We start from the raw sequence: 21,315 nt of genomic DNA, 5'->3' as shown, positions 1-21,315 counted from the left end.
CGCCAAAAATATCGCTCCCACCTTTATGGGGGGGAGCTGTCACGCAGTGACTGAGGGGGGCAACACAAAATTCAACAAATTCTAACCGCACTTTTTAATTTTTCAGAGAAAACATATGACTACTCGTTGTTATCATCTTTATCGTTATTCCATTCCCGTTGACAGCCAACTGATTTTGCGCAATCGTTTTTTAAAACGGCGTGAAGGTCTGTTAGTACAGATCAAATGCAAAGAGAACGAAGGTTGGGGCGAAATCGCACCGCTTCCCGAATACAGTCGGGAAACCTTAGAACAAGCGCAGGAACAGGCAATTCAATGGCTGAAAGATTGGGATGCAGCCCGCAGCCGCAATGAAAAACTTTCCTTTGACGGTTTATACCCATCGGTGGCGTTCGGTTTAAGTTGTGCGTTAGCGGAGATGAAAGGCTCATTACAAACGGAAGGGAATTATCAGGTTGCGCCTTTGTGTTACGGCGATCCCGACGAGCTTTATGAACCCTTGGATCAAATGCAAGGCGAGAAAGTGGCAAAAATTAAAGTAGGCATGTACGAAGCCAACCGGGACGGCATGATTGCCGATATGTTATTGGAAGCCATTCCGGATCTTTATTTGCGTTTAGATGCCAACCGCAGCTGGACGCCGGCAAAAGCGGCGATGTTCGCCAAATATGTGAAACCGGAACATCGCCCGCGCATTCAGTTTTTGGAAGAACCCTGCAAAACCCGTGAGGAAAGCCGTCGGTTTGCCGAACAAACGGGAATTAATATTGCCTGGGACGAATCGGTACGCGAGCCTGATTTCGAAGTGGTTGCCGAACCTCATGTTACGGCGATTGTGATTAAACCGACGTTGGTGGGGTCATTGGAAAAATGTGTTTCATTAATTGAAAAAGCGCAAAATTTAGGTATGAAGGCGGTCATCAGTTCTTCAATCGAAAGCAGTTTCGGCTTAACCCAGCTCGCCCGCATTGCCCGTCAGTATACGCCGGACGTTACGCCGGGATTGGATACGCTGGATTTAATGGAATATCAGGTAGTACGACGCTGGCCGGGGTCTGGCTTGCCGGTGGCGGATTTTAATTCCGGATTTATTACCGAAATTAATTTTTAAGGGTTATTTACTCTGTAGGGAACCGCCCTGTTTAAAACAAAGGTTTGACCACATAGGCGCTGCAAATGAGGAAAAAATCGTTATAATGCAAGCCTTTCATATAAAAAGGAATAATTATGTCGCAATTATCACGTATTTTGCTGCTAAACGGCCCGAATTTAAATATGTTGGGAGCAAGAGAGCCGAAACATTACGGTACGCTTTCTTTAGCGGCGATTGAAGCCAATGTTCAGGCGTTGGCGGCAAAAAACAATATTGAATTGGAATGTTTTCAGGCCAACAGCGAAGAAAAACTGATTGATAAAATTCATCAAAGTTTTAAAAAAGTCGATTTCATTTTGATTAATCCGGCTGCCTTTACTCATACCAGCGTGGCATTACGTGATGCCTTGTTGGCGGTGGCGATTCCTTTTGTGGAAATTCATCTTTCGAATATTCATAAACGCGAGCCTTTCCGTCATCATTCTTATTTTAGCGATGTGGCTGAAGGGGTGATTTGCGGATTAGGCGCAAAGGGTTATGAATGCGCATTTGAGTTCGCCGTCGAATTTTTAGCGAAAAAAGCATAATTTCAGCGAAAATAGTAGAAATTTATCGCAAAAAGGTTAAATTTCAGGTAATCTTGCGGGCAATAAATCTATTCTCGGCAAACTGCGCTTGAGACTGCATGTTTCAGTATTGTAAAGTGCGGTTGTTATTTTTTATTTTTAGCAACAAAACGGATCAAAATATTATGGCAATGGATATTCGTAAAATCAAAAAACTTATCGAATTAGTTGAAGAATCGGGCATTATGGAGTTGGAAATTTCCGAAGGAGAGGAGTCCGTTCGTATCAGTCGCGGCGCGGCCGCACCAAGTGCGGTTCAATATACTTTACCTGCTGCGGCACCTGCGCCGGTAGCGGCTCCGCATGCACCGGTGGCGGCTCCTGTGGCGGCACCTGACGCGGTAGCGGAGCTTTCCGGTCATATCATTCGTTCTCCGATGGTAGGGACTTTCTACCGTAGCCCAAGCCCGGAAGCAAAAGCATTCGTTGAAGTGGGTCAAACAGTGAAAATGGGTGATGCGCTTTGTATCGTTGAAGCAATGAAAATGATGAACCGTATTGAAGCGGATAAAGCCGGTGTGGTCACTGCAATTCTTGTCAATGACGGCGATGCGGTTGAGTTTGACGAACCGTTAATCGTTATCGAATAATCTTGTAGGGTGGGTTTATCCCACCTTTTTACATTTGTTGATCAAATTTCGAATTGGAATACTCTTATGTTAGAAAAAGTGGTTATTGCTAACCGTGGTGAAATTGCATTGCGTATTTTACGTGCCTGTAAAGAATTGGGCATTAAAACCGTTGCGGTTCACTCTACGGCAGATCGTGACTTAAAACACGTTTTATTAGCGGATGAAACGGTTTGTATCGGTCCTGCGCCTTCGGTAAAAAGTTATTTGAACGTGCCGGCGATTATTGCGGCTGCGGAAGTAACGGGTGCCGACGCGATTCATCCGGGCTATGGTTTTTTATCCGAAAATGCGGATTTTGCCGAACAGGTTGAGGTTTCCGGTTTTACCTTTATCGGTCCGACTGCGGATGTTATTCGTTTAATGGGTGATAAAGTTTCAGCGATTAATGCCATGAAAAAAGCGGGCGTGCCGTGCGTACCGGGTTCCGACGGCCCTTTAGGCACGGATATGGTGAAAAATAAGCAAATCGCCAATCGTATCGGTTATCCGGTTATTATTAAAGCCTCGGGCGGCGGCGGTGGTCGCGGTATGCGAGTGGTGCGTAACGACGAGTCATTGGAAGAATCTATTGCCATGACCAAAGCGGAAGCGAAAGCGGCATTTAATAACGACATGGTTTACATGGAAAAATACCTGGAAAACCCGCGCCACGTAGAAATCCAGGTTATTGCTGATACCCACGGAAATGCTGTGTATCTGGCGGAACGCGATTGCTCAATGCAGCGCCGTCACCAAAAAGTATTGGAAGAAGCGCCGGCGCCGGGTATTACGGAAGAAATCCGTCGCGATATCGGACAGCGTTGCGCCAATGCCTGCATTGAAATCGGCTATCGCGGCGCAGGTACGTTCGAGTTTTTATATGAAGACGGCAAATTCTATTTCATTGAAATGAATACCCGTGTTCAGGTTGAACATCCGGTAACGGAAATGATTACCGGCGTCGATATTGTAAAAGAACAATTACGCGTTGCTTCAGGCTTGCCGCTTTCGGTGAAACAGGAAGACATTAAAGTTCACGGTCATGCCATTGAATGCCGTATCAATGCGGAAGATCCTAAAACCTTCCTGCCGTCGCCTGGCAAAATCGCGCATTTGCATTCGCCGGGCGGTTTAGGCGTGCGTTGGGATTCTCACGTTTATGCCGGTTATACAGTGCCTCCGCATTATGATTCCATGATTGCGAAGTTAATTGTGCATGCGGATACCCGTGAGGGAGCGATTCGTCGCATGCAAAACGCATTGGCCGAAACGATTATCGACGGTATTAAAACCAATATTCCGTTGCAAAATCTGATTTTGGAAGATGAAAATTTCCAAAAAGGCGGTACCAATATTCATTACCTGGAAAAAAAATTAGGTATGGGTGAATAGTTAAAAGAAAAGTGGATTTTTAGATCCACTTTTTTTTATACTTACTTCCCGTTATTTACACTAAGGATAGTTATGAATATTCAAAAACGTTATCTGCAAGCTGAAAAAGAAGCCCGTTGGTCACTGGGATTAACGATTCTTTATGTGATTGGCTGGTGCGTTTGCGCCTATTTGCCGAAAGGTTCCGCCGGGCCTTTAGGGTTTCCGTTATGGTTTGAATTGTCCTGTATTTATTTACCGATTTTATTTGTGGTTATCGGTTATTGGATGATTAAAATCGTTTATCAGGACATTGATTTGGATCATTCCGGAAGTAGCGGCAAAGATAAAAGTGCGGGAGAAAATTCATGAATTTAGGGGTGATTTTTCCGCTTGTTATCTATCTGGCATTTATTTTCGGTGCGGCAATTTATGCCTATGTGAAACGTCAGCGGGGCGATTTTTTAACCGAATATTATGTAGGAAACCGCTCTATGACGGGCTTTGTACTGGCGATGACAACAGCTTCCACTTATGCCAGTGCCAGCTCTTTTGTGGGCGGTCCGGGTGCCGCTTATAAATACGGTTTAGGATGGGTGCTGCTTGCCATGATTCAAGTGCCGGCGGTTTGGTTGGCACTAGGCGCATTAGGTAAAAAATTCGCTATGTTGTCTCGTGAGACAAATGCCTTAACCATCAATGACTTATTACTTTATCGTTATAAAAACAAATATTTGGTTTGGATTGCCAGCATAGCCTTGTTAATTGCTTTTTTTGCCGCGATGACCACGCAGTTTATTGGCGGCGGGCGTTTACTAGAAACTACAATCGGCATTAATTATACCCAGTCTTTATTAATTTTTGCGCTGACCGTGGGGCTTTATACCTTTATCGGCGGTTTCCGCGCCGTGGTATTAACGGATACCATTCAGGGCACGGTGATGATTCTCGGCACGATGATTCTGCTTGGCGCCGTTATTTATGCAGCAGGCGGTACCGAGGCGGCAATCACCAAACTCACAGAAGTGGATCCGCAGCTGGTTTCGCCTTACGGGCCGAATAATATGCTGGACTTTCAGTTCATGACTTCGTTTTGGGTACTGGTTTGTTTCGGGGTGGTTGGTTTGCCTCATACTGCGGTGCGCTGTATGGCGTTTAAAGACAGCAAAGCCCTGCACAGCGGAATGCTTATCGGCACGATTATTTTGTCGATCATTATGTTTGGTATGCATTTATCCGGTGCGTTAGGGCGAGCCATTGTGCCGGATTTGACTATACCCGATCAAGTAATCCCGACACTGATGATCAAAGTATTGCCGCCGATTGTAGCCGGGATCTTTTTAGCGGCGCCGATGTCGGCTATTATGTCCACCATTGATGCGCAGCTGATTCAGTCTTCCGCTATTTTTGTGAAGGATATTTATCTTGCGGCGAAACCCGAGAAAGCAAACAATCAAAAACTTATTTCCCGTTTTTCCTCATTGATTACCTTAACCATCACGGTGATTTTGGTATTCTTATCCTTAAATCCGCCGGATATGATTATTTGGTTGAACCTGTTTGCCTTTGGCGGTTTGGAAGCGGCATTTTTGTGGGTAATTGTGCTCGGTATTTATTGGAACAAAGCCAACGCTTACGGTGCGATTGCCTCGATGGTTGTGGGCCTTGGCAGCTATATTTATCTTACCGTCGCAAAACTGAAGTTATTGGATTTTCACGCCATTGTGCCGGCGCTTGTGTTCGGTTTAATCGCGTTTTTAATCGCTAATAAAATCGGTGAACGCAAACAAATTAAGGCTTAAAAGCAAATTTGCTTAAAATCGGGCGGATTATCCCGCCCTTAATTATTCCGCTTGCTGATAAATCATTAACCAGCGGTGCAAATGCAGTTCGACAATGCTGACCAAATGTTTAAGGAAAGCGGTATCCTGTCCGTTATGAAAATGAGCCGTATCCCTTGCGCTGAATAACAAAAGTGCGGTGGATTTATGTTGATTTTTTTTCATTCCCAATAAACAACAGGCAATGGAACCGACGGGTAATTCTTCCGGCAAAAATAATAAAGATTTCTCTTTGTTGGTCAGTTCGCCTAAATAAAAATGGCGCAGTCCGATCCGTTCCAGACGGATTAATTCAAACCCTTTGCGATCAATCCAGAATTCTTCGCCCACGCTGGGGTTTTTCTGCCAACAGTCATTAAAAAGTAAAATTTTAGCTTGTTGCAGTTCAAAATTTCTTGCCCATTTGTTGATTTCTTCCACGCCTTCGGGAAAATTTTTACATTGTGCCAATCGTTTTTGTAACGGCATTAACGCAAGAAAAATATCCTGTTGCTGATGTGCCAAATCGGCGAAAAGCGCCAATTCCGCCTCCAGTTCTTTAATGCGTTCCCGTTGGCGTTCCAACTGCATTTCCACTAAAGACAGTGTGCCTTTTTGTGCATGAGGAATGATAAGTTGATCTAATAAATCAATATGTTGAACAAAAAATTGAGGATTTGCTTTAAGATGTTTGACAACCAGTTCGTCAACTTGAGCGTTATTCATATTAATTACCATTGGAAACGCGCTCAGATAGAGAAATTCCCTCTTTGAGCGCGAAAAGTGCGGTTAAAAATTAAGGAATTTTACAGCTTAATCACACCGTCATAGACATGGGTCGCATCGCCGGTCATATAAAGCGGATGGCCTTCTCCCTGCCATTCTATCCACAAACTGCCGCCCGGCAAATCCACCTGTACCTTATTTTCTAATAACCCTTGCATTATGCCGATAGCCGCCGCCGCACAGGCGCCGCTGCCGCAAGCCTGCGTTTCGCCCGCACCCCGTTCATAGACCCGCAATTTAATGTGATTCGGATTAATCACCTGCATAAAGCCAACATTAACGCGTTCGGGAAAACGTTCATGGTTTTCCAGCAGTGGGCCAAGCTCCGTCACATTTGCGGTTTCCACATCATCAACCACCAGCGTACAATGAGGATTGCCCATCGACACCGCACCGCATAATACGGTTTGAATATCCGTGCGTAAAATATAGTTTTTCTCAAATTTATTGGCAATAAACGGGATCTTTGCCGGTTCCCAAACGGGCTCACCCATATTCACCCGAATCATACCGTCGTCTTGAACGGTTAAAATCATTTTGCCGTTGGTGGTACTGACCGCGATGTCTTTTTTATCGGTCAACCCTTTGAGGGTTACAAAACGGGCAAAACAACGGGCGCCGTTACCGCATTGCGCCACTTCGCTACCGTCGGCATTAAAAATACGGTAGTGAAAATCTAATTCCGGATCATAAGGCGGTTCTACAATCAACATTTGGTCAAAACCGATACCGCGATGGCGATCCGCCAGTTTTTTGATCACTTCTTCCGGGAAGTACACATTTTGTGTCACCGCATCAACCACAACAAAGTCATTGCCTAATCCGTGCATTTTTGAAAACTGCATATTCGTATCCTATAAATTTGTTTGCATTCGGGCATTATAGAGGGCAAATCCGGGTGAGTAAATTAGATTATCACACCGGCAGCGATAGGCATTTCTTTATTCTGACCGCATAAAGAGATTAAGCATTGCTATTTAACATAAAATATTTTTTATTTTCCCCTTGAAACGCTGGAATTTAATCTCATTTACTGTTTTGTGAACAAAAAATGTTCTATGAATTTTAAGGAAGGCAACTATGAATATCGAAAAATTTACCACAAAATTCCAACAGGCATTGGCCGAAGCGCAGTCATTAGCATTGGGAAAGGATAATCAGTATATCGAGCCGGTTCATGTGCTGAGCGCCTTGATTAATCAGCAAGACGGTTCGGTGGCGCCGATTTTGACTTCCGCCGGCGTGAATGTCGGGGCGTTGAAAGCGGAATTAAATAGTGAAATCAATAAATTGCCGCAGGTTTCCGGCAACGGCGGAGATGTGCAGATTTCCCGTCAGCTACTGAATTTATTGAATTTGTGCGACAAAATTGCACAGCGCAACAATGATAAATTTATTTCATCGGAATTATTTTTACTGGCCGCATTGGAAGAAAAAGGCAGCCTTGGCGATTTACTTAAAAAGTGCGGTGCAAAAAAAGAAAGTTTAGAACAAGCGATTAAAACCATTCGTGGGGGACAAAGCGTGAATGATCAAAATGCGGAAGAAAGCCGTCAGGCTCTTGAAAAATATACTATTGACTTAACCGAGCGGGCGGAAAGCGGCAAGCTTGACCCGGTAATCGGTCGTGATGAAGAAATTCGTCGTGCAATCCAGGTGTTACAACGCCGTACTAAAAATAACCCGGTGTTGATCGGTGAGCCCGGTGTAGGTAAAACCGCTATCGTAGAAGGGTTGGCTCAACGTATCGTAAACGGCGAAGTGCCGGAAGGGTTGAAAGGCAAACGCGTACTTTCCCTTGATATGGGTGCTTTAATTGCCGGGGCAAAATACCGCGGCGAATTTGAAGAACGTTTGAAAGCGGTATTAAAAGAGCTGGCGCAAGAAGAAGGCAAGGTGATTTTGTTTATCGATGAAATTCACACCATGGTAGGAGCCGGTAAAACCGACGGCGCTATGGATGCGGGCAACTTATTAAAACCGTCTCTTGCCCGTGGCGAATTGCATTGCGTAGGGGCGACGACTTTAGACGAATATCGTCAATACATCGAAAAAGACGCCGCACTTGAACGCCGTTTCCAAAAAGTATTTGTAGATGAACCGACAGTGGAAGACACCATTGCCATTCTGCGCGGTTTGAAAGAGCGTTATGAGCTGCACCATCACGTGCAAATTACCGACCCGGCAATCGTAGCGGCGGCAACGCTTTCTCATCGCTATATTTCCGATCGTCAATTACCGGATAAAGCGATCGATCTGATTGATGAAGCGGCATCCAGCATTCGTATGGAAATCGATTCCAAACCTGAGCCGTTAGATCGTTTGGATCGTCGTATTATTCAATTAAAACTTGAACAACAGGCATTGAAGAAAGAAGAAGACGAAGCAAGCCGCAAGCGTTTGGATATGCTTGAAAAAGAATTAAGCGAAAAAGAACGGGAATATGCGGAGCTGGAAGAAGTCTGGAAAAGTGAAAAAGCCGCCCTTTCCGGCACGCAACATATTAAAGCCGAGCTTGAAAGCGCCCGTACGCAAATGGAACAGGCACGTCGCGCCGGCGATTTGAATAAAATGTCCGAATTGCAATACGGCACGATTCCGGCATTGGAAAAACAACTTGCAGCGGCAGATAGCGCAGAAGGCAAGGAAATGAGTCTGTTGCGTAACCGCGTGACCGACGAAGAAATCGCCCAGGTACTTTCCCGCGCAACCGGTATTCCGGTTTCCCGCATGATGGAAGGCGAAAAAGAAAAATTATTGCGTATGGAAGAGGAATTACATAAACGCGTTATCGGGCAAGGTGAAGCGGTGGAAGCGGTGGCGAACGCCATTCGTCGTAGCCGTGCGGGGCTTTCCGACCCGAACCGTCCGATTGGCTCCTTCCTGTTTTTAGGGCCTACCGGGGTGGGTAAAACCGAGCTTTGTAAAACGCTGGCGAACTTTATGTTCGACGATGAAAACGCCATGGTGCGTATCGATATGTCCGAGTTTATGGAAAAACACAGCGTATCCCGTTTGGTGGGGGCTCCTCCGGGTTATGTGGGTTATGAAGAAGGCGGTTATTTAACCGAAGCGGTGCGCCGCCGTCCGTATTCCGTGATTTTATTGGATGAAGTGGAAAAAGCCCATCACGACGTATTCAATATTTTATTGCAAGTATTGGATGACGGGCGTTTAACCGACGGACAGGGCAGAACCGTAGATTTCCGCAATACCGTGGTGATTATGACATCAAACTTAGGATCGGATTTAATTCAGGAAAATAAAGATCTTGGTTATGAAGGCATGAAGGAAATCGTGATGTCGGTGGTCGGCCAACATTTCCGTCCGGAATTCATCAACCGTATTGATGAAACCGTGGTATTCCATCCGTTAGCGAAAGAAAACATCAAGGCGATTGCACAAATCCAATTAGCCCGCTTAACCAAACGTATGGAGCAACACGGTTATGCAATTAACTTTAGCGAAACCTTGTTGGATTTTATCAGCGAAGTCGGTTACGATCCGGTTTACGGAGCAAGACCGCTCAAACGCGCAATTCAGCAGGAAATCGAAAATCCGTTGGCACAACAAATTTTGTCCGGCAAATTATTACCGGCAAAACCTGTTACCGTGGATTACGAAGACGGCAAAGTGGTTGCGAAACAGTAAAATATAAAATTCTGTCAATTTATACCGCACTTTTAGAGATAAAAGTGCGGTATTTTTTTGGGGCTTTTTTGAAGTGTTGTAGACACTGGAAAATCCGCCCCCCCCTCAGTCACTGCGTGACAGCTCCCCCCATAAAGGGGGGAGCGAAAAATGTATGGGTTAATGCCACAGTTTTCAATAAATAAGTGCGTTGGTCGTTATTCTGTCGTTTCCAAATCATGGCGGATCATATATCGATTAACGGTTAATTTTAAAAACAACTACCTTAGACAGGACATAAATGTTGTAGCCGATGGTTATGATTCTAACTCTTTTCGCTCCCCCACGAAGCTGGGGGAGCTGTCACGTAGTGACTGAGGGGGGCAGACATAAAAAAACGGCTAATTACATATACATAAATTTACATTAAATTTACAAAACTTATTAAAACTACTAATAAAACCCGCTTAAATTTCACATAAAAAATGTGATCTATATTTGATTTTTTTAATTTTTATTAAAAAGTTGTATAAAATACAATCAGTTATGGTTGAATTAATATTTAAATCCATGATAGCATTCACGAGCTTACATAAATTTACATAAGTTTACTTAAAAGCTTATGGTTCTATGTAATCGGCGATCAATTTATGTTGATCGCAATCAGCAATATAAAGAATCCAAATAAAATCAGGAGAAATCTATGTTAACCAATTTAACAACCAAAACCTATATTGCGACAACGGAAGCTATCCGTCGTTTCAAACAGGATCATAAAGGCGTAACTGCAATCGAATATGGTTTGATTGCAGTAGTTATGGCGGCATTTATCGTTTATGTGTTCGCAGATGATACAAGTTTCGTACAAAGCTTAAAAGAAAAATTCTCAGATGTAAGCAAAAGCGTAGGAAATGCTACATTCAAAGAATAGTTATATCTTATTTAGATGGCGCACGCGTCCAGCGTGTGCCTACTTATATTAACAACTAAAAAATATAGTTTTATTTTTATGCTAACCAACCAACTCACTATAGGGCTTTATTTAATCGCTGTTTTGCAACTGATTTATTTAAGTTGGACGGATATTAAATCAAGAATTATCGGCAACCGGGTAATTATCAGTCTGTTTTTTACCATGGTTGCGTTAAGTTGGCTGAAATATGAACAGGTATTTGTGTTGCAAGGAGCTATCGGGCTTGCCGTCTGTTTTATTTTATTTATGCTGAAAGTGATGGGCGGCGGCGATGCCAAATTGATTGCGGTGTTAATGCTTTCAATTCCTCCTGCACAGCTTATTTCTTTCTTTTTTCTGACCGCAGTTTTTGGTCTTTTGTTAATTATTATCGGTTGGCTTTTTTTTCGCCAATCCATTAAACAAAAGGGATTGCCTTACGGCGTTGCCATTAGTTCGGGATATTTGGCCACCTTGTGGTTGTTTGCTTCTTAGCAGGTAAATTCCCGGGAGAATGTAAAAGGATATAATATGAATTATCGAGTGCTGTTTTTTATTTCATTCCTTATTCTCGCAATGGGGCTTAGCGGCTTGTTTTTTATGCTGCCTGAGGAAAGCCCGAATACACCGCAGCAACAGACCACGAGCGAAAAAACCGCCCCTAAATCGCAAATCTCTATTCTTATTGCCCAAACTACCCGCCAAATCCCGCAAGGCACATTATTGCAAGCGGAGGATTATGCCTTAAGCGAACTAACGGTAGATTCCGATGATGCAAGGGCTAATTTCGATTTAAAAGCCTGGTTGGCAAACAATGAAAATTCCTCTTTGCAGGGTTATCTGGCAAAACAAACTCTGCAAGTCGGTTCGTTTTTATCGCCGGATTTATTGCTTTCCCCTCAACATCCGGACTATTTGCTGTCGAGCCTTGATCCAATGCAGGAAGTAGCGTACCGCATTTATATTAAAGCTGAGAATGGTTATATTTTTGATACTTTACGGGCGGGGAGCCATGTTTCTGTTGGCAGCCAGCAAATTGCCGGTGGTAAAAACAATAAGGAACGTACGGAACTGATTAAACTGGTTGGCGATACGGTGGTTCTGCAAAGCAAAATTTATGGACAAGATGAGAAATTAATGGATAGAAATATCGTCGGGTATATTAGCGTCAAGCTTAACGCGCAGCAACTGCAAAAGTTTTACTCCCTACCTAAGGGCGCCAATTTAATTTTATTCCCCAACAATATATGGAAGCAGGGTGAGCCGAATCACCGTGGCATTTTTATTAGAGAATTGAGAGGTCAATAACCTATGCCGATTTGTAAACAGATAACAAGAAAAATAATGACTGCCGCGCTAACGGCATTTATGTTGGTTTGCGCCGCTCCGATTTTCGCAAAACCCATGTATTTGGAACAGGGAACAAGCAAATATATTGAGCTGGATAAAAAAATCGATACGATTTTTGTTTCTTCTTCCGAAGTCGCCGATTATGAAATTGTAGACGATTACAGTTTTATGGTTTACGGCAAACAGGAGGGTACCACGGATGTAACGGCATTTGATGCAAACGGCAATATTTTATATACCGATACGCTGAATGTGAATGCTTTAATTAATAATATTGTTGATACCAATAAACAAATTAAAGCCCGCTTTCCTAATAGTAACCTACAGGTAAAAAAATTAGGGAAAGCCTATGTCATTGAAGGAAAAGCAAATACCCAGCACGAAAGTGAAGAAGTAAACCGTATTGTGGGAGAGGCTATCGGTGTTGCGCCTAAAGTTACCGAAACCACATTAAAACGCGGTAATGGTATGTCTGATGAGAAAATACCGTTTTTGGATAAATATGAGTATAACGGTGTGATTAATAATACGAATATCGACAAGACCAAACAAATCAATGTGAAATTAACGGTTGCCGAGGTGAATAAAAATTTCTCCGATTCGCTCGGCATAAAATGGGAGCATTTATCCGGTTCCGTACTGGAGAACTGGACTTCCGGCGCTAACGGATATTCGGGCGGATTCGACGGCACTACAGGTTCAATCGCATTGATTAACGCTAACCGGTTAAGCGCATTTATCACCGCGGTTAATAATGCGAATAACGGTAAAATTTTAGCCGAACCCAATATTTCGATGTTATCGGGCGAAACCGCCGATATTTTGGTGGGGGGCGAAGTGCCTTTTGCTCAGCGGGACAGTGACGGCAACACGAGCATTATTTATAAAGATTTCGGGGTAAAGCTGATGGTAGGCGCCAAAGTGCAAAAAAATGATCAGGTTCGGATCGTTTTAGCGCAAGAGGTCAGCACTTTGGCGGGTAATTACACCTATACAAGTGTGGGGGATATTCCTTATTTCCAAACCCGCCGCGCGAAATCCACCTTTGAAGTGGGTAACGGCGAAAGCTTTATTATCGGCGGTTTGCTCAGTTCCAGTGATTTAGAAGGGGTTTCAAAGGTTCCTCTGTTTGGTGATATTCCAATCTTGGGAGCGTTTTTCCGCAGTGTGACAACTTCTCGCGAAACTAAAGAATTGGTAGTGGTGGCAACGGTTAATTTAGTTACGCCAAACGATGCGGAAAAGGTAATTTATCCTTCATTTGAGCAAACCGGTACGTTAGAACGCTTTTTCAATTTAACGCCGTTTAAGAATGTTTACCATAAAACATTAACGACAAATTTTATGAAAAACGGCGGATTTATCCAATAATTCCGGGCGGGGTTAATCATGTTATTACTTGATAAGAATCAATCTAACCAAAACGGCGCCCGTAAAATTGTGGTGTTGTCGGATTCGGAGGAAATGCAAAACAATGTGTCGCAGCTATTGCGCACTCGCGGTTTTGAAAATGTCGAACAACGCAAGCGCCATTTTCTTTCTGCGGATATCGCTTTTAGCCCCGAAGACATTATCGGCATGATTATTGATATAAAAGATGAAACGGATGTTTCGTTAATTGCGGAACATATCACCGCCATTGTGCCGCAAAACCTTTGGATTTGTGCGGTGGGCAATTCCGATTCCATTACCTTGGCGCAAAATTTAGCGGATACCGGGATTTTATATTTCCATGCGGATACGCAATTGCATTTGATGATGGAAAAAATTACCTCATCAAAAATCAGCATTCCTCATACCAGACATACCGTGAACGTTTGTGTATTAGGCTGCAAAGGCGGAATCGGCAGTAGCTTAATTGCAACCCATATTGCCAACCAGATTATCAGCAAGAAAAAAGTGCCGGTGTTGCTTGCGCAAGGCCCTAACGGCTCACAGGATTTGGATCTTGCTTTTGATAAAAAATTACAGGGCGATATTGCCAAATATGACGAATATCTTGATATTTTTAACGGAGTGCCTCAGGGGCTGAATGATAAAGTAACGGAAAAATATAATTTTGTTATTTATGATCAGCCGATCTTTAATATTGATAAAGATCTGTATCCCGAATTTTTTAAATACAGCAACAGCTTTGTGTTAGTGGTAGAGCGCCGAATCGGTGCACTGCGTGTGGCGAAACAGTTCCTGGAACAATGCGATCGCCTGCGCAGCCTTACCAATCAGGCGGTCCGAGTGTTCGTTTGCATTTCCGATCATAAGCCGAAAAGTGAAAAACTAATGGCAAAATCGGATATTGAGACCCTATTGGGCGCGACGGTGGATGCGGTGATTCCTTTTATTAAAAACACCGAAGCTAAAACCATATTGGCATTAAATTTGAGCAAAGCCCACAAAAAATCTTTTTATACTCTGGCAATGAAAATTATCGGCGTATTGTCGCGGAATAATTTGAACAATGAAAATAAAAGCCTGTTTAAGGGGCTTTATCGTCTGTTATTCAATCGTTAGATATGAAGGCGTTCTATGTTAACTAAAGAGCAACAAGTTTTTTTCCGTAATGAAGTGTTGAGCAATCTGGATATTGAGAAACTTGACGAAATTCAGAGTGAATACGGTAAATTGGTTGACGAACTGGTGCAGATTGTTTATCAGGTCAGCAATCAGCACGGACATTATCTTACCGCCCTTGACGCTTCCGGTATGGCGGAGATTATTGCCGATGAAATCACAGGTTACGGTCCGTTACGGGAATTAATGGAAGATGACACGATAAACGATATTCTGGTGAACGGCCCGGATGACGTATGGATTGAGCGAGCCGGTATTCTGGAAAAAACCAACAAGCAATTTATTAATAACGAACAGCTGACGGATATTGCTAAACGGCTGGTGGCGCGAGTAGGGCGCCGGATTGACGACGGTTCGCCGCTGGTGGATTCGCGCCTGCCGGACGGTAGCCGTTTAAACGTGGTAGTGCCGCCTATCGCTTTAGACGGTACCTCCATTTCCATTCGTAAATTCAGCAAAAATAAAAAATCTTTACAGGAATTGGTGAATTTCGGATCCATGACGCTGGAAATGGCAAATTTTCTGATTATCGCCGCCCGTTCCCGGGTGAACATAATCGTTTCCGGCGGGACGGGTTCGGGCAAAACCACGTTATTAAACGCTTTATCCAATTATATTTCTCATACGGAACGGGTGATTACTTTAGAAGATACGGCGGAATTACGTTTAGAACAGCCCCATGTGGTGCGCTTGGAAACCCGGATTGCCGGTGTTGAGCGAACCGGTGCCATTACCATGCAGGACTTAGTTATTAATGCGTTGCGGATGCGCCCGGAACGGATTATTGTGGGGGAATGCCGCGGTGCGGAAGCGTTCCAGATGTTGCAGGCAATGAATACCGGGCATGACGGTTCAATGTCTACCCTGCACGCCAATAGTCCTCGAGACGCCACTTCCCGTCTGGAAAGTATGGTGATGATGGCAAACGCCTCTTTGCCTCTTGAGGCGATTCGACGCAATATCGCCGCCGCGGTGAATATTATTGTGCAGGCTTCCCGCTTAAATGACGGTTCGAGAAAAATCACCAATATTACGGAAATCATGGGAATGGAAAGCGGACATATTGTTTTACAGGATATTTTCACTTATCAGCCGAGTAAATACCGGGATGAAAACGGAAAAATTATCGGTGAGTTTATTTCTCACGGCTTGTTATCCAATTCCGTGGTGTACCAGAACGCGCAAATATTTAATTTAAGCAATGAGTTGCAAAGTATATTCGAGGGTTTGCAATGATTTTGTATTATCTGATTATTATCTTCAGTTTGCTGTTATTTACTTATACGGCGCTTAATTTAAATTCTGCTAAAAAGAAGATTAATCAGAATGATGATTCATTTAAAACTATTAACGAGTTTTTCAAAAATATTAAATTTAAGACCGCACTTTGGAAATATTATTTTACGGCTGGGAATGAACGGAATTTATTAAGAAACGTATTGTTAACCTTAATTATTTTTTTCTTTTTTCACACTTTAAATTATTTATATATAAAAGTTGATAAATTTATTTTCTTAGGCGTTTTTCTCGTTCTGTTTTTTATTATCGTATGGAAATTGGGGCAACGGCGAAATAGAAAAGAATTTGAGGAAATGTTTCCGGAAGTGATTCAAATTCTTAATTCGGCAACTTCTTCGGGAGCCGGTTTATTACAAGCTTTGGAACGTTGCGGCAAAGATATCAGCGGGCAGATTGGCGAGGAATTCACCGCGATTCATAAACGTTTGGCTATCGGCGAGGATGCCAATTCGGTTTTTGAAGACAGTTATAGCCGCTATCCTTATAAAGAATATTATTTCTTTATTACCATTATCCGGGTGAATCTGGATAAAGGCGGACAAATGCGGGAGGTTATTCTGCGTTTGGGGCGGGTTATTGCGGACAGTAAAAAAATGGAAAAGAAAAAAAGCGCGATGACTTCCGAGGCAAGAATGTCGGCAATGATTGTGGCTTCGTTCCCGGTGGCATTTTTTATTTTTATGAAATTTATGATGCCAGAAAATTTTGAGTTTTTATTAAATGATCCGGGCGGACGAATGATTCTTTATTATGTGTTAGGCAGCGAATCCTTAGGTATGGGAATTATTTGGTGGTTAATGAGGAAAGCAACATGATATTGGGAACCTTGTTATTTTATTTGGCATTAACCTTATCCGGTTTTTTAGTTTTTTTTCTGGCGGTTTCCAATAAAAAGAAATTGAGCAGAAATCAGGATATTATTTCCGGTATGTATCCGAAAGAAAAAAACAATAAAGAAACGCAGAAAAATAAAAATCAACAGCAAGTTGAGTTAGAACAATTAATTATTACTAATAATAAATTTTTGAATATATTAAGCACCATAGATAAAAATATTAAAGTGAAACTTTTTATTACTTTAATATTAACCGGTATTTACGCGCTTTTTAATCTGGATGCGGAAAGAAAAAGCCTGGCAATTGCCGGTGCGGTTATTTTTGTTTTGGTGATTTTAATTCCCGGCTCTCTCGCCAACATGATTTTAAAACGCAAAATAAAAAACATGATGACCGATTTGCCCGGTTTTGTGGATTTGGTGGCGATTTGCGTACAAACCGGGATGACTATTAATGCTGCGTTATTACGTGTGGCGGAGGATTTTAAGATTCTGAATCCGGATTTAAGTTACGTCATGCTCAGAATTATCCGTAAGGCGGAAATTATCGGTCTACCGTCGGCATTGGATACCTTGGCCGTTTCTTTGCCGACCAGAGAAATCCGTATGTTTACTACCGTATTGCAACAAAGTTTAAATTTCGGTTCTTCGATTTATAGTCATTTATTGCAATTATCGTCAGATATGCGGGAACTTCAACTACTGACCATCGAAGAACAGTTAGGTACGCTTTCCGCTAAGATGAGCGTGCCTTTAATTTTATTTATTATGTTTCCGATTATTATTTTAATTGTCGCACCTGGTGTGATGAGGGTATTTCCAAATGTTTAACAACTCAATGAAAAAAGCATTATTTTTATCTTTAATTTTTGCACTTGGCGGTTGCTCAGGTCTCCCTATGAGCGATTCCGAGAGTTTTGTCGCAAAAGAAAAACTCTATCATTCCACTAACAATTATAACGGTTTGATTTCCCTTTACCGCGAACAGTTAAAAACAACGGAAGATAATTCCGTTCGTTATAAATTAGCGCTTACTTATTATCAAAAAGGTGACAGCCAATCTTCATTGGATTATTTACAGCCTTTATTAAATGAACAAAATCTTTATTTTCAGTCAGCCACTATTTTGCAAATTCGTAATTTAATTCAATTACAGAATTATAATGAGGCAATCAGTTCGGCTTCCATGTTAATAAGTAAATATCCGCATAATTCCGAAGCCTATAATTTGCGCGGTATTGCAAATGCGCAATTAGGAAAATATAAAAATGCCGAGCAGGATATTAATTCCGCCAGAAACCGCTTTATTAACGACGTTATCGCTATTAATAATCTCGCAATGTTAAAAATTATTAACGGTGATTATAAAAATGCGGTAAATCTATTATTACCTCAATATTTAAATGGCGCAAAAGAACAGCGCTTGGTACATAATCTGGTTTTTGCGCTGGTGAAAAGCGGCGACACTAATTACGCTTTGGATATTATAAAAAAAGAGCGGTTAAATACTTCGCCGGAAGATTTAGTTAATGCGTTAAAGAAAACCGAAAAAGTCCCTAATAAAGTTACGACTGCCCGTTATAAAAAATAATGTTTTGATTTCAGCCGAGAATGTCATATGAACAAAATAAGAAAATTATTATCTTGCCGCAAGGGGGTTTCTTCTATCGAATTCACCTTGACGGTGGGTCTTTTCTTTATGGTTGTATTTATGATTCTCGAACTTGCCCGCTTAACATTATTCACCTCTTATTGGGATTATCTGTTAACGGAAAGTGTGCGCATAACCAAAAACCAACGGGCGGAAAATAATGATTACGCCAGCTTGTTTAGAACGGTATTAGAGCAACAACATCAACAGCAAAATAATGCGGTATTGGCTTTTTTTGATGTGAGGGACGAGAAAATCGACGTGAAGGTTGAATATGCGGAATCCGTTGATGATTTGGTTAATGAAGTTTTCAGACAGCCTACTATAGTTAACGGCGTAGCCGTTTCGCCGACCGGTGCGGACGCCAGTATCGCGCGTTACAGTTTAAGTTATAGTTATCGCTTTTTAGTGCCGTTGCCTTTTATTTCCGAACAATGGATTAACCCGATGTTTAACCGGGAGATTTTTGTGGTGCAAGAATATGAACGTCCTTCATTCCGATACAACAATTAGCCCTTTACGCCGTTTTATTCGCCAGCAGCGCGGCTCCGTTACCATTGAATTCGTATTTATGCTGATTTTGCTGATTCTGATTCTGGCTTTTATGACGGATTTGGCAATGTTACGTTCCACAACCGGGCGGTTGGATAATATTTCTTATTCTTTGGCTAATATTTTGCGCGAACGAACCCAGCTATACGACGGTAAAGAAAATTTAGCGACCGAAAATGTGAATCGCGACGTAAACAACTTTAAATTGCTTGCCAAGCGAATGGCTTTTGGCGATAAAAACAGCAATAAAGAAATTTATGTCGTATTGGAATATTTGGCACCGCAAAATTCGGTTTACCGCATAATCGGAGACAGTGCAAAATGCGAACCTTATGATAGTTTGCAAGGGTTGGAAAATCTCTCGCCGCGATCCGAAATCAACGATACAAGAAAAATCCCTTTATATCAGGTTACCGTTTGCGTGCCTAATTACAGCTTTTTCAGCGCGCTGGTGCCGGGTGTGGCAAAAAATATGAAAGAGACGATACGTTCTTCTTCTATTACGGTTTCCCGTTAATCTGCCAAGTAGGAAATTTGCTATGAAAAAATATCATTATTTCATCAAGTTAAAGCAATTTTTTCAAAACGAAGACGGTGCCTATGCGGTGATCATGGGAATATTGTCATTTTTTTTAATCGGTTTAGTGGCGTTAACTGTTGACGGTTCGGGAATGTTGCTGGATAAAGCCCGTTTTTCACAGGGAATAGAACAGGCGGGGCTGGCGTTAATGGCGGAGAATAATGATTTCAGAACGACAAATCAAAAGCATGCGGATGTACTTCGTCAAACGGTGACTAAAGAAGAATTAGAAGGCTTCAGCGACACCTTTTCGGCACAAAAATACAAACGTAACCAAGAGTTGGTGAGCGGATTAGTCCGTCACTATTATTACCCCTCAACCTATTTTAAGGATAATCTAAAAATCAGCGATAAATATGACTATCAATGCAACAACCTGCAAGGTCCAAACGGCGAACAATTAAAGAGTATCGCTTGTGAAATATCCGGCAAATTCGAGCGCCCTTCCTGGCTCTATCTCGGTAAAAATAACGGGCTTAGTTTTGCCGAAACAACAACCATTAACGCTAATAAAATCTATATACAGAAAAATCTGGATGAAATTATCCCTATTGATCTAATGTTAGTAGCGGACTTGAGTGGCTCAATGAATTCTAGTGTGAGCGGTACAAAATATGGTACTGCTAAAATAGATATTCTTAGAGAAGTCGTTTCCGCAATTGCCAAAGAGCTTCTTGAGCAAAATAACACTGAAGAAGGCAAAGTTATCAGCCAATACAATCGAATCGGCTTTACGTCATTTGCGTTTGGAGCGCAACAGCAAAATAATACTGCTCAATGTTATTTGCCTTATGAAATAAAGCCAAGCATAACAATCCGTAATAACAACTATTATGGAGGTTATTACAATACTACTATGCAGTATTCCGAACTGCTTTCTTATGTAGGTAGTAACCAGCAACGTTATTCTTATGCAACATTAGCACAGTATTTTGATGCATTTGTTGATTATGATAAAACAATTGAATCAATTAATTCTTTTGACGGAAAAGATTTGAGTTCCCTTATGTATTTTAGTAAAAATTCATGGTGTTTAGGTAGCGCAAATACCCGTATTAATTCGACTTATATTTGGGCGGGAAAAAATGAATCGGCAGATCTTGTTAGCCGGTTTAATCGAGTTCCGGCTTTGGGTGCGACATTATCCAGTTCCGGCTTGTTAATTGGTGCTAATTTATTAATGAATACAAACCCGGATGAAAACGCTCAACCAAGTAAATTAGGTGCTAATACACAGCGAATTATATTGGTGCTTTCTGATGGGGAGGATCAAATTAATAATGCCAGCAGCTCATTAAATATTACGAGTACATTAATTAACCAAGGAATGTGCGAGAAAATCAAAAGCAAACTAAATTCATTACAGGATAAGACTTATCTGGAACAACCGACCCGTATCGGCTTTGTTGCTTTTGGTTACGGTCCGTCAGGCACGCAAAAAGCGGCATGGGAAAAATGTGTAGGTAAATATTATTATGTTGCTAATAACAAGGAAGAACTTTTAGAATCTTTCAGAAAAATAATCGGATTGGTGGAAGAAGTCGGTCACTCAACCTATAAAGAACCGACTTATTATAGTAATTAGTTT

The 21,315-nt window shown here is 42.1% G+C and carries 21 protein-coding genes; 19 read left to right on the top strand and 2 right to left on the bottom strand.

The window, feature by feature from the left end; all coding sequences use genetic code 11:
- Positions 1-115 precede the first annotated feature (115 nt).
- The 6 genes from menC (at position 116) to panF (ending at position 5,503) form a co-directional block, all read left to right on the top strand.
- Positions 116-1,111, top strand: a complete 996-nt coding sequence (menC, locus tag MS_RS08220; protein ID WP_011200956.1) for an o-succinylbenzoate synthase — start codon at positions 116-118, stop codon at positions 1,109-1,111.
- A 116-nt stretch (positions 1,112-1,227) separates the two neighbouring features.
- Positions 1,228-1,680, top strand: coding sequence for a type II 3-dehydroquinate dehydratase (gene aroQ / locus MS_RS08215; RefSeq protein WP_011200955.1), 453 nt, complete (start codon positions 1,228-1,230; stop codon positions 1,678-1,680).
- Between the two features lie 170 nt (positions 1,681-1,850).
- Complete coding sequence (accB, locus tag MS_RS08210; protein WP_011200954.1) at positions 1,851-2,309, top strand: acetyl-CoA carboxylase biotin carboxyl carrier protein; 459 nt, start codon at positions 1,851-1,853, stop codon at positions 2,307-2,309.
- Between the two features lie 66 nt (positions 2,310-2,375).
- A complete protein-coding gene (gene accC, locus MS_RS08205; protein WP_011200953.1) occupies positions 2,376-3,722 on the top strand; it encodes an acetyl-CoA carboxylase biotin carboxylase subunit in 1,347 nt (448 codons plus the stop codon).
- A gap of 72 nt (positions 3,723-3,794) precedes the next feature.
- On the top strand, positions 3,795-4,073 hold the full coding sequence (locus tag MS_RS08200; protein WP_011200952.1) for a YhdT family protein: 279 nt from the start codon (positions 3,795-3,797) through the stop codon (positions 4,071-4,073).
- Positions 4,070-5,503, top strand: a complete 1,434-nt coding sequence (panF, locus tag MS_RS08195; RefSeq protein WP_011200951.1) for a sodium/pantothenate symporter — start codon at positions 4,070-4,072, stop codon at positions 5,501-5,503. Before MS_RS08200 ends, panF begins: the two co-directional genes overlap by 4 nt.
- Positions 5,504-5,545: 42 nt before the next feature.
- Here panF and MS_RS08190 read toward each other — a convergent pair whose 3' ends face one another.
- Together MS_RS08190 and dapF are read right to left on the bottom strand one after the other, a co-directional pair.
- Positions 5,546-6,247: a DUF484 domain-containing protein gene (locus MS_RS08190; protein ID WP_041640228.1), complete on the bottom strand. Its 702-nt coding sequence runs from the start codon at positions 6,245-6,247 to the stop codon at positions 5,546-5,548.
- A gap of 80 nt (positions 6,248-6,327) precedes the next feature.
- Positions 6,328-7,152 carry a diaminopimelate epimerase gene (dapF, locus tag MS_RS08185; protein WP_011200949.1) on the bottom strand — a complete coding sequence of 275 codons (825 nt, stop codon included), beginning with the start codon at positions 7,150-7,152 and terminating at the stop codon, positions 6,328-6,330.
- A 235-nt stretch (positions 7,153-7,387) separates the two neighbouring features.
- Here dapF and clpB point away from each other — a divergent pair, with 235 nt between their 5' ends.
- The 13 genes from clpB (at position 7,388) to MS_RS08120 (ending at position 21,312) form a co-directional block, all read left to right on the top strand.
- The gene (gene clpB / locus MS_RS08180; RefSeq protein WP_011200948.1) at positions 7,388-9,958 is read left to right on the top strand and encodes an ATP-dependent chaperone ClpB; all 2,571 of its coding nucleotides are present in this window, start codon (positions 7,388-7,390) and stop codon (positions 9,956-9,958) included.
- Between the two features lie 682 nt (positions 9,959-10,640).
- Positions 10,641-10,868, top strand: coding sequence for a Flp family type IVb pilin (locus MS_RS08175; RefSeq protein WP_011200947.1), 228 nt, complete (start codon positions 10,641-10,643; stop codon positions 10,866-10,868).
- Positions 10,869-10,946: 78 nt separating this feature from the next.
- The gene (locus MS_RS08170) at positions 10,947-11,384 is read left to right on the top strand and encodes an A24 family peptidase (RefSeq protein WP_041640227.1); all 438 of its coding nucleotides are present in this window, start codon (positions 10,947-10,949) and stop codon (positions 11,382-11,384) included.
- Between the two features lie 36 nt (positions 11,385-11,420).
- On the top strand, positions 11,421-12,197 hold the full coding sequence (locus tag MS_RS08165; protein ID WP_011200945.1) for a hypothetical protein: 777 nt from the start codon (positions 11,421-11,423) through the stop codon (positions 12,195-12,197).
- A 36-nt stretch (positions 12,198-12,233) separates the two neighbouring features.
- Positions 12,234-13,610 (top strand): type II and III secretion system protein family protein, encoded by a 1,377-nt coding sequence (locus tag MS_RS08160; RefSeq protein ID WP_011200944.1) that lies wholly within the window; start codon positions 12,234-12,236, stop codon positions 13,608-13,610.
- Between the two features lie 18 nt (positions 13,611-13,628).
- Entirely contained in the window at positions 13,629-14,750 is a 1,122-nt protein-coding gene (locus MS_RS08155; RefSeq protein WP_011200943.1) for a hypothetical protein, read from the top strand.
- A 15-nt stretch (positions 14,751-14,765) separates the two neighbouring features.
- The gene (locus MS_RS08150) at positions 14,766-16,046 is read left to right on the top strand and encodes a CpaF family protein (protein ID WP_011200942.1); all 1,281 of its coding nucleotides are present in this window, start codon (positions 14,766-14,768) and stop codon (positions 16,044-16,046) included.
- Complete coding sequence (locus MS_RS08145) at positions 16,043-16,924, top strand: type II secretion system F family protein (RefSeq protein ID WP_011200941.1); 882 nt, start codon at positions 16,043-16,045, stop codon at positions 16,922-16,924. The genes MS_RS08150 and MS_RS08145 overlap by 4 nt, the downstream gene beginning before the upstream one ends.
- The gene (locus MS_RS08140; RefSeq protein ID WP_041639961.1) at positions 16,921-17,775 is read left to right on the top strand and encodes a type II secretion system F family protein; all 855 of its coding nucleotides are present in this window, start codon (positions 16,921-16,923) and stop codon (positions 17,773-17,775) included. Before MS_RS08145 ends, MS_RS08140 begins: the two co-directional genes overlap by 4 nt.
- Entirely contained in the window at positions 17,768-18,535 is a 768-nt protein-coding gene (locus MS_RS08135; RefSeq protein WP_011200939.1) for a tetratricopeptide repeat protein, read from the top strand. The genes MS_RS08140 and MS_RS08135 overlap by 8 nt, the downstream gene beginning before the upstream one ends.
- A 27-nt stretch (positions 18,536-18,562) precedes the next feature.
- Complete coding sequence (locus tag MS_RS08130; protein WP_011200938.1) at positions 18,563-19,108, top strand: TadE/TadG family type IV pilus assembly protein; 546 nt, start codon at positions 18,563-18,565, stop codon at positions 19,106-19,108.
- Entirely contained in the window at positions 19,077-19,664 is a 588-nt protein-coding gene (tadF, locus tag MS_RS08125; protein WP_041639958.1) for a tight adherence pilus pseudopilin TadF, read from the top strand. The genes MS_RS08130 and tadF overlap by 32 nt, the downstream gene beginning before the upstream one ends.
- 22 nt (positions 19,665-19,686) lie before the next feature.
- Positions 19,687-21,312: a TadE/TadG family type IV pilus assembly protein gene (locus tag MS_RS08120; RefSeq protein WP_011200936.1), complete on the top strand. Its 1,626-nt coding sequence runs from the start codon at positions 19,687-19,689 to the stop codon at positions 21,310-21,312.
- Positions 21,313-21,315: the final 3 nt, after the last annotated feature.

It is taken from the genome of [Mannheimia] succiniciproducens MBEL55E (assembly GCF_000007745.1).
Taxonomy (GTDB): domain Bacteria; phylum Pseudomonadota; class Gammaproteobacteria; order Enterobacterales; family Pasteurellaceae; genus Basfia; species Basfia succiniciproducens.
Note: the sequence above shows the minus strand (reverse complement) of the source record. Positions and strands in the feature narration are given on the sequence as shown.